Below are 14,575 nucleotides of genomic sequence, written 5' to 3'. Positions count from 1 at the left end.
CGGACGGACCTGTATCGGCGCATTACCTCAACCCCGCCCTTCGAAATCCCTCCAGATAGTGCTCGCGATCCGCTTCGCTCCGCCAGGGCAGTTGCGTCGTGATCCAGGCGAGTGAGATGTTGGGCTGGGTTCGGCGCAGTTCCTGCAAGGCGGTCGCGGCGAGCTCCTGATCGCCGCTCATTCCGGCCGAGACCGCGAGCACGCGATAGGCCCCGGTGAGATCGCCACGGTGGCGGATCGCCTCCCGTGAGAGTGCGATCGCCTCGGCATAGCGCCGCTCGGTGAAGCGCGCATAGCCGGCGATGCCGTAGTAGATCGCGAGCGACGGATCGCGCGGGCTGAGGCGGATGACTTTTTGCGCCGCCTCGAACGAGCAGCTGGAGCGGCCGGCGTAGGATAGCGCCAGCGCGTAATAGCCCTGCGCCAGCGAGAAATTCGGGTTGAGCCTGAGCGCCTGCTCGAACTCCGACAGCGCGTCGTCGAGTCGGCGCGTCGAGAAATAGACGCTGCCGAGCGCGGTATGGGCCCAGGCATCCTCGTGGTCGCACTTGACCGCCGCGAGCGCGGCGGCCTCCGCAACCGGTGCCGCGCTCGCAAGCTCCGCCCAGCCGAGATGGACGCCGAACATGTGGCTTGCCGCCAGAACCGACTGGGCCTGGCCGTAGTCGGGATCGATGGCGATCGCCTGCGCGAGCAGCGCCTGCGCCATCAGATGATCCTGCCGCGTCACGCGCCAGTAGTGCGACAGGCCTCGCATCACGAGGTCCCAGGCGTCCAGGCTCGCCGGCTGCTTGCGGTGGGCGTGAAAATTCTCCGCAGCATAGATCTGCGGCTCGATCGCCGCGACGATCGCGTTGGTGATCTCGTCCTGAACGGCGAAGACGTCGCCGAGCTCGCGATCGTAGTGCTCGGCCCAGATGTGGCTGCCGGTGACGGCGTCGTTGAGCTGCGCAGTGATCCGCACGCGGCCGCCGGCCTTTCGCACGCTGCCTTCGACGACATAGCCGACCCCGAGCTCGTCAGCGATCTCCCTGATATGGACGGCGCGTCCCTTGTAGGTGAAGGACGAGTTGCGAGCGATGACCAGGAACCAGCGCACTTTCGACAGCGCCGTGAGGATGTCCTCGGCGATCCCGTCGCAGAAATACTCCTGCTCGGGATCGTCGCTCATGTTCTCGAACGCCAGCACCGCGATCGCCGGGCGCTCGGGCGCGTTCCGTGGCGCCTTCGTCCCGGCCGCGGGCGGCACCAGCGTTTGCTCCACGACGTCGCCCACGAAGCGAAAGCCCTTGCGCGGGATGGTTTTGATCAGCCGCTGCGTCGCGCCGTCATCGCCGAGCGCCTTTCGTGCCGCATTGATGCGGCTATTCAGCGCAGAGTCCGAAACGATGCGGTTGTCCCAGACCTGGCTGATCAGGTCGTCCTTGGTGACCACACGCGTGCGTTGCTCCACAAGATAGCGCAACAGATCGAACACCTGCGGCTGCAATGGAACAGCCGCGGCATCACGCGTCAGTTCATGCAGCTCGCTATCGAGCACATAGTTTTCAAAGCGAAATCGCACGTCTCGGCATCTCAAGCAAAAATCAGCGTCGTCTCAGGCGAAAATCAATCGTCCGCAAAAGTCCTGGCACGTCCAATACGGCACGGTGCAGCGACCTATGAATTGCCGAATCCCGGCACAACGGAGCTACATATGAGCCAAGTTCATTCCGACGTGCATATCAGCCCGGATGTCGCGGGCTCCAAAGTCCTCAGGTTTATCGCCTTTCTGTACGGAATTGCGGCCTATCTCGTATTTCTCGTGACCATCCTCTACGCCATCGGCTTCGTGATGGGCCTGGTGGTGCCGAAAAGCATCGACACCGGAACCGTTTCTTCGGCGTTCGAAGCCGTCACCATCAATCTGCTCCTGATGGCGTTGTTTGCCGTTCAACACAGCGTGATGGCACGGCAGCAGTTCAAGGCGTGGTGGACGCAGTTTGTGCCAAAGCCCATCGAGCGCAGCACCTATGTGTTGCTGGCCAGCCTGTCGCTGCTGCTCCTGTTCTGGCAGTGGCGGCCGCTGCCGGCGATCATATGGGACGTCCAGGACGCCGATGTCGTCGTGACGATCGTCACGTTATCCTTCGCCGGCTGGGTGCTGGTCTTCACCTCGACCTTCCTGATCAATCACTTCGAGTTGTTCGGTTTGCAGCAGGTCACCCAGCAACTGGTCGATAAGCAGCCGTCGCCGCCGCGTTTCAGGACGCCGCTGTTCTACAAATTCGTCCGGCATCCGCTCTATCTCGGCTTCATCATCGCAGTCTGGGCCGCGCCGACCATGACTGCGGGCCACCTGCTGTTTGCATCCGTGATCACGCTCTACATCCTGCTCGGCATCACGCTCGAGGAGCGCGACCTCGTCGCGCTGTTTGGCGACGAGTACCGGCAATACAAACAGCGCGTATCGATGCTTATTCCCTGGCGCCGGTCGGTTTGATCTCCGCCTCAACCAGATATTCATCGTCATCCAAGGAGAGCTTTCAATGAAACACGTCGGAAACTGCTTCTGCGGCGCGGTCGCAATCGAAGTGACGGGCCCGCCGGAGGCGATGGGCTACTGCCATTGCCGCTCCTGCCGCTCGTGGTCGGGCGGGCCCGTCAATGCGTTCAGCCTGTGGAAGCCGGAGGCCGTACGCATCACTGAAGGTGCCGATCACGTTGCGACCTACGCCAAGACGCCGCTCAGCCAGCGTAAATATTGCCGCACGTGCGGCGGCCATCTCATGACCAGCCATCCGCCGCTCGGCCTGATCGACGTCTTCACCGCCGCCATCCCGACGCTGGCGTTCACGCCCGCCGTCCACGTCAACTATGCGGACACCGTGCTGCCAATGCGCGATGGCCTGCCCAAGCTGAAGGATTTTCCGGCCGAGTTCGGCGGTAGCGGCGAGATGATGAAGGAGTAGCCAAGACGGCAGGGAAGGCCAACCACAACGCTGTCACCCTCTCCCGCAAGGGGAGAGGGTGCACCGTCAATGCGGCCCCGACGTCTACCTCAATCCCGCCCGCCGCAGGCCTTCGAGATAATGCTCCCGATCCTCGGCGCGCTGCATCGGCAGCTCGCTGGTGATCCAGGCGAGCGACACATTGGGCTGGGCGCGACGCAGGCCCTCGAGTGCGGAGGCCGCAAGCTCGCGATTGCCGAGCATGCCGGCGGCGGCCGTCAGCGCGCGATGCGCGCCGACGAAGTCGCTGCGCTGCCTGAGCGACTCGCGCGCGAACTGGATCGCGTCCTCGTAGCGATGGCCGATGAACTGAGCATAGGCGGCGACCCCGCAATAGATCGCCGAGAAGGGATCGCGCGGACTGAGCCGCAGCGCGCGGCGCGCGGCCGCTTCGCCGTCCTCCCAGCGGCCCGCATAGCACAGCGTTACGCCGTAGAAGGCATGCGTCATGGCAAAATTGGGATTGAGCCGCAGCGCCAGCTCGAATGCGGCAATGGCGTCGTCGAAGCGCCGCCGGAACAGATAGGTGTAGCCGAGCCCGTGATGGGCCCAGGCGTCGTCGCGGTCGGCCTCGACCGCGGCGATGGCGGCGCGTTCCGCGATCGGGAGCGTGGCGGCCATGTCGGCCCAGCCCATATGCGCGCCGAACATATGGCTGGTCGCGAGCAGGCCGAGCGCCTTGCCGTAGGCCGGATCGATCGCGATCGCCTTATCGAGCAGCCGTTGGGCTGCGACATTGTCGTCCCGCGTGATCCGCCAGTAATGCGACAGCGCGCGCATCACCAGATCCCAGGCATCCAGGCTTCCCGGCGGCTTCTGCTGGGCGCGAAAGCTTTCGGCGGCGTAGAGCTGCGGCTCGATCGCGGCAACGATGGCGTCGGTGATCTCGTCCTGCACGGCGAAGACGTCGGCGATGCTGCGGTCGTAGCGCTCGGCCCAGAGATGGCTGCCGGTCGTGGCGTCGTTGAGCTGCGCGGAGATGCGTACCCGGTCGCCGCTCCGCCTGACGCTGCCCTCGACGACGTAGCGCACGCCAAGCTCGCGGGCGATCTCGCCGATATGCACGGCGCGGCCCTTGTAGACGAAGGAGGAGTTGCGCGCGATGACGAAGAACCAGCGCAGCTTCGACAGCGCAGTGATGATGTCCTCGCTGATGCCGTCGGAAAAGTAGTCCTGCTCGCGGTCGCCGCTCATATTGGTGAAGGGCAGCACGGCGATTGCAGGGCGATCGGGCAGCGGCAGCGCGGCCGGGGCCTCCCTGGCCTGGCCGGCGGGTTCGGCAGGGCTGGCATGGCCGTTCCGCATCTCGACGTCGCCGACGAAGCGAAAGCCTTTGCGCGCCACGGTGCGGATGAGCGCCTGGCTCGCGCCGGAATCACCGATCGCCTTGCGTGCCGCGTTGATCCGGCTGGTCAGGGTCGATTCCGAGACCGAGCGTCCGAGCCAGATCTTGTCGATCAACTCGTCCTTGGTCACCACGCGGTCGCGATTCCGCATCAGGTGAACGACGAGATCGAAGACCTGGGGCTCGACCGCGACGGGAACCCGATCGCGGCTCAGCTCCCGTCTGTCGGTGTCAAGTAGGTGATCGCTAAACAGAAATTGCACTGCGACGACTCTGGCCTCACGACAAAATCAAGCATCCTGAAACGGCAATATGAATTGGGTCTGGATTCTATGAGTCCATCGAGGCGCATCCGCGGTTCATCGCAATCGCGGCGGTTGCTCTGACCTGGAGGGATGCCAGCCATGTGACTGATTGGCGCGGGCGATGGAACCGAGGGAGGGGTATTCAGGACTTGCCGAGGGCGGGCATAGGCGCAATTGCCGTGCCACCCCGGCGGTTATGGCAAGGTCATCACGGACACGGATGCCGCCGGCCGTCATTGCCAAGGAGGGTGCCGCTGTTCGGATCGTAGGACCGGTAGCGCTGCATGCAATAGGCGACCGCATCGTCGGCAGGCGATGCTGCATAGTAGGCGGGCGGCGGAGGCGGATAGCCTGGACCATAGTAATAAGGTGCAGCGAGCGCACCGCCGATCAGTGCGCCGGCGGCGAGACCGCCCACGAATGCGCCGCCGCCCCAGCCGCGGTGTCCGTACCAGCGGACCTGCTCGACTCTTGCCGACTGCGATGGCGCGACTGCGAGCGGATGGCCGATCGGCGCGGCGGATGCTGGCGACAGCGCGCCCGCTGCTAGACTTGCAAGCAGTACGACTCCGGCAACGGAACGAAACGATTTCAACATCAGGCCTCCTCGTCATGCAAGGCGATCGACGCCTCGCGGCAGAGATAAAGCAACCTGCCGGTGGCGATGGATTAAAGTTTCGACAGGATGACGGCTCGCCGCGACTGCGCTGAGCAGCCCCGCCACCATCGCGGCGCCCATCTCACCGAAATATGACCTTGGCGTTGCTCAATCGGGCCGCCGCGGCGGCAACGTGTTGAAAACCAAGATGCGTGAAATTGCGTATCTTGGCTCGACGCGCGCAATTGGCTCGCGCACTTGCGCCATGCGATGCTAGACTTAGATGGAACAGAGATTTCGGCAGAGGGCCCGGCATGACCGATCAACGCATCACCTCCACTCCCATCGATCCCGCAAAACTCGACCGGCTGGCCGAGGTGGCGGTGAAGGTGGGCCTGGGCTTGCGGCCGGGCCAGGATCTGCTGCTGACCGCACCGGCGATCGCGTTGCCCCTGGTACGGCGGATCGCCGTGCATGCCTACAAGGCCGGCGCGGGCATCGTCACGCCGATCCTCTCCGATGAGGAGATGACGCTGGCGCGCTATCGCCACGGTCACGACGACAGTTTTGATCGCGCTGCCGGCTGGCTCTACGAGGGCATGGCGAAGGCGTTCTCGGAGAATACCGCGCGGCTGGCCATCGTCGGCGATAATCCGATGCTGCTGTCGAGCGAGGATCCCGCCAAGGTGGCGCGCGCCAGCAAGGCCAATTCCATGGCCTACCAGCCTGCGCTGGAAAAAATCGTCAATTTCGACACCAACTGGAACATCATCGCCTATCCGAGCGCGTCCTGGGCGAAGCAGGTGTTTCCCGACGATCCCGAGGAGATCGCGATCGGCAAGCTCGCGGATGCGATTTTTGCCGCGTCCCGCGTCGATCGCGAGGACGCGATGGCGAATTGGGCGCAGCACAATGCGGCGCTGCGCGAGCGCACGAGCTGGCTGAACGGCAAGCGTTTCCGCGCGCTGCAATACTCGGGTCCGGGCATCGATCTGACCATCGGCCTTGCTGATGGTCATGAATGGGAAGGCGGTGCCTCGCTCTCCAAGAACGGCATCAGCTGCAACGCCAACATCCCGACCGAGGAAGTCTTCACTACGCCGCATTGCCGGCGCGTCTACGGCCACGTCGTCAGCTCGAAGCCGCTGTCTTATCAGGGCACCCTGATCGACAACATCGCCGTGCGCTTCGAGGACGGCAAGATCGTCGACGCCAGGGCCTCGCGCGGCGAGGAGGTGCTGAACAAGGTGCTCGACACTGACGAAGGCGCACGGCGGCTTGGCGAGGTGGCGCTGGTGCCGCACTCCTCGCCGATCTCGCAGAGCGGACTGTTGTTCTTCAACACGCTGTTCGACGAGAACGCGGCCTCGCACATCGCGCTCGGCCAGTGCTATTCGAAGTGCTTCATCAATGGCGCCAAGCTGACGCCGCAGCAAATCGCGGCGCAGGGCGGCAACCAGAGCCTGATCCACATCGACTGGATGATCGGCTCGGCCGAGACCGACATCGACGGCATTCTGGCCGACGGCAGCAAGGAGCCGGTGTTCCGCAAGGGCGAGTGGGCGAAATAGTCGGCTAAGGCGCGATGAGATTTGGGATCAATCGTCAGCGCGCCTTAGGTTATTGTTTGAGCATGATCTCCGCGCAAAGGCGTTCCGCGTCTGTCGCGAGGGAAAATCGCTTCACACTTTGCGCCAACGCGGCGCTCCAAGTCCGGATCATGCTCTAGCCTCACGCCGCCGCGTTGCGCAGCATCGGATTGCGATCGATCGTGAAGCGGTTGAACAGCGTGGTGAACGGACTGCCGTCGGTCGCGCGCACGATGGCATCCGACGCGGCGACCGCTTCATAGAGCGCTCCAACGGGATCCTCTAGGGCGGGAAGGTCGAACGCGTCACGGATCGTGTCGCGGGCTCGTTGACGTCGTCCTCGTCGTCGAGCGTCGCCTCCAGCGCAACCGCCGCGCGCCGCATCTGATCGAGGTCGCCGCCGGCGGAGAATTTGAGGATGTCGAGCCAATAGGGACAGGCGACGACGATCTGGATGAAGTCCTCGAATGTCGCCGCGATAATGCCAGCGCGGCCCTCCGACGACGCATAGAGCACATGGTTTGACGGCAGCAGCACGAACGCGCCGCCCGCGCCGTCGCTGCCGACCTGCCGAGGCGCCTCGATGCCGTCGATGGAGAACCAGTCGGGCAGCGGATCGTCGGCCTCAAGAGAGACGTCGAGGGCCGCGAGCTGCTCGGCAACCTCGCTATTGGCGCTGACGGCCTCGGGGGAGAGGGGCATCGGACAGGCTCCTTCCTGATTTGATTCCGCGCATTTTGTCGCACCCTGCAAAAACCGGGTTCAAACGCGCGAATCTGAAGGCAAATCGGCGCGTTAGCCGCGCCGCTCATGCAACTTGCGGCTGATTGTCCGGGCCCGCGTAAGGAAGAATTAAAAAACGGCTACTAGCGTCACACGCACTGTTTGAAACGGCCCGGGGCCTGGGCCAACCAGTCATATTTTATCCCCAGAGGAAGCCGATGTCGCGCACATTGATTGAAACCGGAAGTAGTGCCGTCGATCTGGAGCTGCGGCCGATCGAGCCGTCCTGGATCATTGAAGGCAATCCGGTGTCGCGGTCGCATATCCTGTCGACCAGCGCCGACGGCACCGCATCGACCATCATCTGGTCCTGCACCGAAGGCCGCTTCAACTGGTACTACGATTTCGACGAGACCATCATGATCCTGGAAGGATCGATCGTGCTCGAGAGTGAAGGCATGCCGCCGAAGCGCTACGGCGTTGGTGACGTGATCTTCTTCCACGACGGTGCGCATGCCAAATGGCACGTCGAAGGCCACGTCAAGAAGATCGCCTTCTGCCGCAAGACCAATCCGGCGCTGATCGGCTTCATGGTCCGTGTCGTCAACAAGCTGAAGCGGATGTTCCTCTCGCCCGGCGAGCGTCGTCCCGCAACCCTCATGGGTGCGGGCTAACCCCAGGTTCTACCAAGGCGCTTCCCAGCGAATGGCGTCGAGAAGGGGTCGGGACTGACGTCCCGGCCCCTTCTCACGTCATGACGGCAGTTCGAGCCGGTAGAAATTGGTTGCCGTCTGTGAGAACAGAGCCGTCTTCTCGGCTTCGCTCAGCGGTGCGGCGATGCGCTTGAAGGCGTTGAAGATTACCTGGTAGCTGCACTGGCCCTTGTCCGGCGGGAAATTGCTCTCGAACATCGCGCGCTTCGCACCGAACGCCTCGATGCAGGTTTCGACATAGGGCCGCCACGCTGCCGCAAGCTCCTCGGACGACGGCGGTCTTTCGCGCAGATGGAAATCATAGCCGAGCAGGCACATCGCAAGTCCGCCGAGCTTGACCACGACGTTCTCGCATTTTGCGATCTCCTTGATCGCGGTGCGCCACAGCGGAAACACTTCCTCGCGCCGGCCCGCGAACCGGCCGGTGCCGGCCGGTCCGCCGCAATGATCGAGCACGATCTTGGTGTCCGGAAAGGCGCGCGCCAATTCGGTCAACTCGCCGATCTGCGGATGAAACAGCCAGGCGTCGAAGCTCAGGCCCAGCGGCGCGAGGCAGGCAAAGCCCTTGCGGAAGGTCGCGTCCTTCAGCAACCCCTTCGGCCGGTTCGCATACATGCCCGCGACCACCTGGTCCTCGTCCCAGGCGGAGGAATGCCGGATGCCGCGAAAGCGGCCGTTGCCGGCGGCGATCTCGGCTTCCAGCACCGGCTTTGCCGCATCGCCGAGCAGGAGATTGACGTGGCTGACGATGCCGGCACAGATCGCAGCCCTGCCATAGCCACCGCTCGCGCTCATCGCGGCGACGCCATTGGCGAACTCGACCTCCCCGACGGGGCGAAACGCCTCTGGCCCGTGCGCGCGGTACATCGAGCGGCAGTCGACATAGACGGTTGCAATGACGTTGTGGCCGGAGGCGATGTCGGCGGCCATCTCTTCGATCAGATAGCGCTGTCCGCCGCGGTCCCAGAGGTGGTGGTGGGGATCGACGATCGGCCGCAAGGGATCGATGATCTCCTCCTGGTGCAACGCGAGCCAGTCCTCGCGCGGATCGGCAAAGAGTCCGCTCCTATTGGCGGGCATGGTGCTCGCGGCCATCGGCATTCGCTCCCCTGATTGTCGTTGCCGACAAGACTAACATCAGGAGGCGCTGCGCGGCAGCGCGTGTTGCGCAACCGCGCCCTTCGGCGAGAGCGCACCAGGCGGTCTCAAAGCCCGACGAGATTGAGTGCAGTCGATCGCCTGGGCACCTCTCCCTTCGGGAGAGGTGCCCCTCGGCTTGCATTGATTCAACCAAAACTCATCGTGCTTTAGCCTGGCGCCGCCGCGCCTTCACCTCCACCATCAGCCGCCAATCCCGCGCTGCGGCCGGCTTGCTCTCCCCGAGCCAGTGGAACGCATTTTCGGTGATTTCGGTAAAGCTCCAGCGTGACAGGTCGCCGCTGTCGGTCGTGCCTTCCTGCACGATATCGGCGCCGCGCGGCCGGCCGATCTGCTGACGGAACACGCTGCGGCCGGGATCGAGCCAAAAAATCCGCCAGGCAGCGATGGTCGGATCGTACACGCGCAACGTCGTGCCGTACCAGTTGCCGGCGAGCGGGAACGGTGGCGCGCCGGCGGGGCGAGGGATCATCCAGACGTCCTGGACGGCACGGCCCTCCAGCACCCAGCCGAAATGGATCTCGCCGGCCGCGCGATGCGTGGCGCCGTCATGCTCATACGCGGTGATCTCGGCATCCCAATCACCGACGAACTGGCCATAGAGCTGCAGCGCCGCGGCGTATTCCGGGTTGGGGCCGCTCGCATGCAAGAGTTTCGCAAAGTCGCTCATGTCGATCTCCACTTTCGCGCAAGATCAGCACGATCGGACCTCAGGCTACTTGGAGAAAATTGCCGCAGGCGGTCGTCAGGTCTTGCGCAGCGATAGTTGCCTGATGGCCCGCTTGCTCTCGTCGCTCGTTCGGCGGCTGCCTGAACGTTCCGCCCGCCAAATGACGATGACGGAGACAATGACGAGGCTCGCGCCAACCAGCATCATGGGTGAAAACGGCTCGCCGAGTACGACGGTGCCGAGCAGCACGGCGATGACAGGATTGACGAAGGTGTAGGTCGATACCAGCGAGGTCGAGACGTTCTCCAGCAGCCAGTTGTAGGCGACAAATCCGATCACGCTGCCGGAGATGACCAGCCAAACTAACGCTGCAAGCGACGTCATCGAGACGTCGCGCGGCGTGAAGGTCTCGATCTCGCCCGTCAGCCAGCTGATCGCAAACAACACGGCGCCGCCGATCGACAGCTGCATGCCCGAAAGCAGGATCGCAGAGGTCTGGCTCGACATGCCTCGGGACAGGACAGTGCCGATCGACCATGACAGGGCTGCTGCGAGCAGCCAGACGATGGGAAGGATGCTGATGCCGGCCCGCTCGACGTTCTGCCATGCCACGAGCCCAACGCCCACGAAGCCGGGCACGAGTGCAAGCAAGGCAATCGGCCGCGGGCGCTGGTCGCCCGGGAACAAGACATCGATCAGCAGGAGCCAGAACGGGATCGTGGCAAGCACGATCGCTGCCACGCCCGAAGGAACCGATTGCTGCGCAAAGGCGAGCACGCCATGGCAGCCGACAAAGAAGAGCAGCCCGCACAGGCACGCCTGCAACCATGTCTGCAAGGACGTTCCCGCGACCTCTCGGCCCATCAGGCCAAGCAACACGATGCCGCCGCAGAACGAGCGAAGCGCCATCAGCAGAAATGGCGGAATCGATTGCAGGCCCAGCGTGATGGCGAAATAGGTGGAACCCCACAGCAGATAGATGGCCGCGAACGAGCCGATCACCAGGAACCTTCTGCTCATGATTGCTCCGATCGAAGATGATCCCAAGGCAACCAAGTCGGAGGAGGTTCATGCGTTCCGGCTTCGGCGCCTCACACGCCGTCGAGGATGATCACCGTCGGCGTGCCCGGCAGCGAATCCCGCGAGATTCGGAGCGAGCGCTCGAGGCGTCGGTCGATCTCGAAGTCGCGGCCGATCCGTCGCATGAAGTCGTCGAGCGGCGTGGCGAAGCGGTGCATCGGCAGCACGACGGAGGCTCGCAGGCGTTTCGTGATCTCCGAGATGCCGTCGAGCGACATGGTGTAGGTGCCGTCGATCGGCACCATGACGATGTCGAGCCGTCCGATCTGGGCAAAATGGCTGTCGTCGAGCTTGTGGTGGAGATGGCCGAGATGGCCGATGCAGAGGCCCGCGACCTCGAAGATGAAGATCGAGTTGCCGTCGCGGATCATGTCGATGCCGGCGTCGTCGCCAAAGTAACGGCGGATGTCGGTGGTGACGTTGCGGATGAAGGTGTCGCCGACGCGCTCGGAAATCACTGCCGGCTTGCCGTCCTCGCCCCAGCCATGCAGCACATGGGGAATGCGCTTGTCGGGATATAGCGAGTAGTGCGTGCTGTGGGCCCGGTTCATGGTGACGACGTCGGGCAGCCGGCCGACCTGATAGGCGCCGCTATAGTCGGTGGCGATGCGCAAGCCGCCGGGCGTATCGATGAAATAGGTGGAATGGCCGGCATAGGTGATCTCGACCTCGGCCGCGCCCGCAGTCCGCTGCCAGGACACGGGCACCGCGCGCGGGGCCGCGTTGGCCATTGCCAGACATTCGCTGCGCTGCGGCTGCTGGGCAAGGGCGGGCGTGAGGGAAGCGCCGAGCAGCGCGAGGATCGCGGAAAAGAATCGCCACATAGATCCATCCCCAATGACGTCGGGGAAGTCTAGCGTGCAATCCCGCCTGCGGCCAATGGGCCGCGATCAACAGCGCGTCAGTGTTATAGGCCTACTCCCGCCGCGGGCTGAACTTCCAGGTGGTGGCGACGAGACCCGCGGTGATCAGGCCACTGACGACGCCGGCGAGGGGAAGCGAGAGTAGCAGCGCGGCGGTGGCCGCCCAGCCGATCGAGGAGAAGGCCTCAGCAAAGGTCGCAAGACGCGAGGAGGTCTGGCGGCGGCGGAATTGGCTGCGCCGCGCCTGCACGCGGAACCAGAGCTGGATCGCGGTGGCGGAGGCGGCGCCGACGATGATCGCGCCCGCCGTGATCGCGGCCTGGAGCGGTGAGGCAAAGGCAAGCGCTGCGACCAGCGGAGCGAAGATGACGGCGATTGCGATCAACACGACCTCGATCTTGGCGCGGATCACGCGCGAGGGTGACAGCGGCGCGGTTGCGACGAGATCAGGGGCATCCTCGCCCGAAATCGTCAGCCAGGCGAGTCCGCCGGCAAGCTGTCCCGCCGCCATCACGATGACGGGCGTGATCAACACCAGCGCCGCTGAGCTGTCGGCAAAGCTCCGCCACAATAGAAGCGCCGGCGGCACCAGATAGAGCAGTTGCATCAGGGTTTGCGAGATCAGCCAGGGATCGCGCCACAGCAGCATGAACTCCTTGCGCCGTAGCGCCTGCGCCCGTGAGCCGGCGCGGAACGGCCGCTCGCGCGTGGTGCGGCGGCCGGATGTCCCGTGGGCGGCCGCATCGATCGCGGTGTCGGCGAAGCGGCCGGAGAACAGCGCCATCACGCCGCCCAGCATGACGAGACCGAGTGCGAGCAGCAGCGCCAGCGCCTCGCGATCGCCCATCACGGCCCGCGCGGGCCACCAGACGATGCTGTCGACACCGGGCGCATAGGCAGCCGTGGCATCCGAGGTCAGCACCGCGAAGCGCGACAGCGTGCCGTAGGAGATGATCGCGGCGATCTGGAGCGCGATGACGAAACCGGCGCCGATGATCGCGGCGAGGATCTGCGCGATGAAGCGGGTCCGCGCCGGGCCGATCAGCCGGAACAGCAGGATCGTGATGGCGATCGCGATGGCTGCTGCCGACAGCCCCATGGCGATGACCATGCCGAACGCCGCGAGCCATCGCGGCCCGCCTCCGATCACCAGCGCGTCGATGAAGGGCGTGGAGAACAGCAGCGCCATCGCCGTGATCGCGAGCGCTATCGCGGCGATGCGCACGGAGAACAGGTTGGTGAGCGTTGCCGGCGACGACATGATGAGATCGAGATCGGCGCGGGCGTAAAACACCCGCGTCACCGATTCGATCGCTTGCGACAGCATCAGCGACCAGGCGAGCGCGATCGTCGCCGTAATCACGATCAGCGACGGCTTGTCGAGCGGCAATCGAAGTCCGGCGAAGCGACCGATCACCGCCCAGGCCGGCAGATGCAGGAGTGCGGCAAAGACGATCAGGCCGATCACGGCGGTGCGTTTCCGCTTGCGCTGGCCCGTCATCATGGCGAGCCATTCGCGCCAGGCGAGGCGGAGCTCGTGGCGGGCGAACCACGATAATGCAGTCGCCGAGCTCATGCGGCGGCAGCCTCCAGCGTGACCAGCGCGATGAAGAGATCCTCGAGGCTGGTGTCGTTGTGGCCGTTCTGCTGACGCAGCTCGGCGAGCGTGCCTTCGGCAACGAGGCTGCCCGACGCGATCACGCCGATCCGGTCGGCCATGCGCTCGGCGACCTCAAGAATATGCGTGGTCATGATCACGGTGCAGCCAGCGCGGACGCGCTCGGCCAAAAGACCCTTCACATGGCGGGCGGAGACGGCGTCGAGGCCGGTCAGCGGCTCGTCGAGAATGATGAGGCGGGGGTCGTGGACCAGCGCGCCGGCCAACGCCACCTTCTGGCGCATGCCCTTGGAAAATCCCTCGCAACGCTCGTGCCGGTGTAGCGCCAGGCCGAGCGAGCTCAACAGTTCCTGCGCCACGGGTTCGGAGACGGCTGGCGCAATGCCCCAGAGGCCGGCGACGAATTCGAGATATTCGAGCGGCGTCAGCTTGTCATAAATCATCGGCTCGTCCGAGACCCAGGCCATCACCTGCTTGGCGGCCACGGGATCGGCCAGGGCATCGATGCCGAAGATCGACACCGCGCCGGCATCGGGCCGCAGCAACCCTGCGACCATGCGCAAGGTGGTGGTCTTGCCGGCACCGTTGGGGCCGACCAGCGCGTAGAATTCACCGGCGTGAATGGTGAGATCGAGGGAATCGACCGCCAGACGGTCAAAACGCTTCGTTAACCCTCGGACGCTCAGCGCCGAACTGTCCGGTTTCATGATGGCCACACCATACGGTTTCGCATCGCTCGCGACCTTGATCTGAAGATGTTTCGGCACGGTGAATCACCCTGCCACAAATTCCGTCATCCCGCACGAATGCATCCGCCTCTCGTTTTATTGACAGCGCTGGGCGGTTCGGGCTGAATTGCGCCGGGCCAAATGGCGCTTTCCGCGACTGATAATGATCGCGTAGCGACTGGACACAAGATGCGA

At 64.4% G+C, this 14,575-nt stretch carries 14 protein-coding genes; 4 read left to right on the top strand and 10 right to left on the bottom strand.

Features of this window, described 5'->3' with window-relative positions; genetic code table 11:
- Window positions 1–22: 22 nt before the first annotated feature.
- Complete coding sequence (locus SO140_RS17310) at window positions 23–1,564, bottom strand: winged helix-turn-helix domain-containing tetratricopeptide repeat protein (RefSeq protein WP_449379185.1); 1,542 nt, start codon at window positions 1,562–1,564, stop codon at window positions 23–25.
- 132 nt (window positions 1,565–1,696) lie between these two features.
- Here SO140_RS17310 and mddA point away from each other — a divergent pair, with 132 nt between their 5' ends.
- Window positions 1,697–2,482: a methanethiol S-methyltransferase gene (mddA, locus tag SO140_RS17305; RefSeq protein ID WP_449379186.1), complete on the top strand. Its 786-nt coding sequence runs from the start codon at window positions 1,697–1,699 to the stop codon at window positions 2,480–2,482.
- A gap of 46 nt (window positions 2,483–2,528) precedes the next feature.
- On the top strand, window positions 2,529–2,951 hold the full coding sequence (locus SO140_RS17300; protein WP_449379187.1) for a GFA family protein: 423 nt from the start codon (window positions 2,529–2,531) through the stop codon (window positions 2,949–2,951).
- An 84-nt stretch (window positions 2,952–3,035) separates the two neighbouring features.
- Here the strand turns inward: SO140_RS17300 and SO140_RS17295 are convergent, their stop codons facing one another.
- Both SO140_RS17295 and SO140_RS17290 read right to left on the bottom strand, forming a co-directional pair.
- Complete coding sequence (locus SO140_RS17295) at window positions 3,036–4,598, bottom strand: winged helix-turn-helix domain-containing tetratricopeptide repeat protein (RefSeq protein WP_449379188.1); 1,563 nt, start codon at window positions 4,596–4,598, stop codon at window positions 3,036–3,038.
- 250 nt (window positions 4,599–4,848) lie between these two features.
- Window positions 4,849–5,238, bottom strand: a complete 390-nt coding sequence (locus SO140_RS17290; protein WP_449379189.1) for a BA14K family protein — start codon at window positions 5,236–5,238, stop codon at window positions 4,849–4,851.
- Window positions 5,239–5,552: 314 nt separating this feature from the next.
- Between SO140_RS17290 and SO140_RS17285 the strand changes: the two genes are divergently transcribed.
- Window positions 5,553–6,809: an aminopeptidase gene (locus SO140_RS17285; protein ID WP_449379190.1), complete on the top strand. Its 1,257-nt coding sequence runs from the start codon at window positions 5,553–5,555 to the stop codon at window positions 6,807–6,809.
- 300 nt (window positions 6,810–7,109) lie between these two features.
- On the opposite strand, the gene SO140_RS17280 is transcribed toward SO140_RS17285, so the two are convergent.
- Window positions 7,110–7,529: a hypothetical protein gene (locus SO140_RS17280; protein ID WP_449379191.1), complete on the bottom strand. Its 420-nt coding sequence runs from the start codon at window positions 7,527–7,529 to the stop codon at window positions 7,110–7,112.
- 239 nt (window positions 7,530–7,768) lie between these two features.
- Between SO140_RS17280 and SO140_RS17275 the strand changes: the two genes are divergently transcribed.
- Window positions 7,769–8,224 carry a cupin domain-containing protein gene (locus SO140_RS17275; RefSeq protein ID WP_449379192.1) on the top strand — a complete coding sequence of 152 codons (456 nt, stop codon included), beginning with the start codon at window positions 7,769–7,771 and terminating at the stop codon, window positions 8,222–8,224.
- Between the two features lie 78 nt (window positions 8,225–8,302).
- On the opposite strand, the gene SO140_RS17270 is transcribed toward SO140_RS17275, so the two are convergent.
- The 6 genes from SO140_RS17270 to SO140_RS17245 form a co-directional block, all read right to left on the bottom strand.
- The gene (locus tag SO140_RS17270; protein WP_449379193.1) at window positions 8,303–9,358 is read right to left on the bottom strand and encodes an amidohydrolase family protein; all 1,056 of its coding nucleotides are present in this window, start codon (window positions 9,356–9,358) and stop codon (window positions 8,303–8,305) included.
- 202 nt (window positions 9,359–9,560) lie between these two features.
- Window positions 9,561–10,091 (bottom strand): hypothetical protein, encoded by a 531-nt coding sequence (locus SO140_RS17265; RefSeq protein ID WP_449379194.1) that lies wholly within the window; start codon window positions 10,089–10,091, stop codon window positions 9,561–9,563.
- 75 nt (window positions 10,092–10,166) lie between these two features.
- Window positions 10,167–11,111 carry an EamA family transporter gene (locus SO140_RS17260; RefSeq protein ID WP_449379195.1) on the bottom strand — a complete coding sequence of 315 codons (945 nt, stop codon included), beginning with the start codon at window positions 11,109–11,111 and terminating at the stop codon, window positions 10,167–10,169.
- Between the two features lie 71 nt (window positions 11,112–11,182).
- Window positions 11,183–11,995, bottom strand: a complete 813-nt coding sequence (locus SO140_RS17255) for an MBL fold metallo-hydrolase (protein WP_449379196.1) — start codon at window positions 11,993–11,995, stop codon at window positions 11,183–11,185.
- Window positions 11,996–12,086: 91 nt separating this feature from the next.
- Window positions 12,087–13,610, bottom strand: a complete 1,524-nt coding sequence (locus tag SO140_RS17250) for a permease (protein ID WP_449379197.1) — start codon at window positions 13,608–13,610, stop codon at window positions 12,087–12,089.
- Complete coding sequence (locus tag SO140_RS17245) at window positions 13,607–14,359, bottom strand: ABC transporter ATP-binding protein (protein WP_474799303.1); 753 nt, start codon at window positions 14,357–14,359, stop codon at window positions 13,607–13,609. Before SO140_RS17245 ends, SO140_RS17250 begins: the two co-directional genes overlap by 4 nt.
- Window positions 14,360–14,575 lie beyond the last annotated feature (216 nt).

Source organism: Bradyrhizobium sp. UFLA05-108 (assembly GCF_059803455.1).
Note: the sequence above shows the minus strand (reverse complement) of the source record. Positions and strands in the feature narration are given on the sequence as shown.

What these genes read in the sequence shown, in the direction of transcription:
- mddA (WP_449379186.1), top strand. Translation starts at nt 1,697, where the DNA reads ATGAGCCAAGTTCATTCCGACGTGCATATCAGCCCGGATGTCGCGGGC.
- SO140_RS17300 (WP_449379187.1), top strand. Translation starts at nt 2,529, where the DNA reads ATGAAACACGTCGGAAACTGCTTCTGCGGCGCGGTCGCAATCGAAGTG.
- SO140_RS17290 (WP_449379189.1), bottom strand. Translation starts at nt 5,238, where the DNA reads ATGTTGAAATCGTTTCGTTCCGTTGCCGGAGTCGTACTGCTTGCAAGT.
- SO140_RS17285 (WP_449379190.1), top strand. Translation starts at nt 5,553, where the DNA reads ATGACCGATCAACGCATCACCTCCACTCCCATCGATCCCGCAAAACTC.
- SO140_RS17280 (WP_449379191.1), bottom strand. Translation starts at nt 7,529, where the DNA reads ATGCCCCTCTCCCCCGAGGCCGTCAGCGCCAATAGCGAGGTTGCCGAG.
- SO140_RS17275 (WP_449379192.1), top strand. Translation starts at nt 7,769, where the DNA reads ATGTCGCGCACATTGATTGAAACCGGAAGTAGTGCCGTCGATCTGGAG.
- SO140_RS17270 (WP_449379193.1), bottom strand. Translation starts at nt 9,358, where the DNA reads ATGGCCGCGAGCACCATGCCCGCCAATAGGAGCGGACTCTTTGCCGAT.
- SO140_RS17265 (WP_449379194.1), bottom strand. Translation starts at nt 10,091, where the DNA reads ATGAGCGACTTTGCGAAACTCTTGCATGCGAGCGGCCCCAACCCGGAA.
- SO140_RS17260 (WP_449379195.1), bottom strand. Translation starts at nt 11,111, where the DNA reads ATGAGCAGAAGGTTCCTGGTGATCGGCTCGTTCGCGGCCATCTATCTG.
- SO140_RS17255 (WP_449379196.1), bottom strand. Translation starts at nt 11,995, where the DNA reads ATGTGGCGATTCTTTTCCGCGATCCTCGCGCTGCTCGGCGCTTCCCTC.
- SO140_RS17250 (WP_449379197.1), bottom strand. Translation starts at nt 13,610, where the DNA reads ATGAGCTCGGCGACTGCATTATCGTGGTTCGCCCGCCACGAGCTCCGC.
- SO140_RS17245 (WP_474799303.1), bottom strand. Translation starts at nt 14,359, where the DNA reads ATGAAACCGGACAGTTCGGCGCTGAGCGTCCGAGGGTTAACGAAGCGT.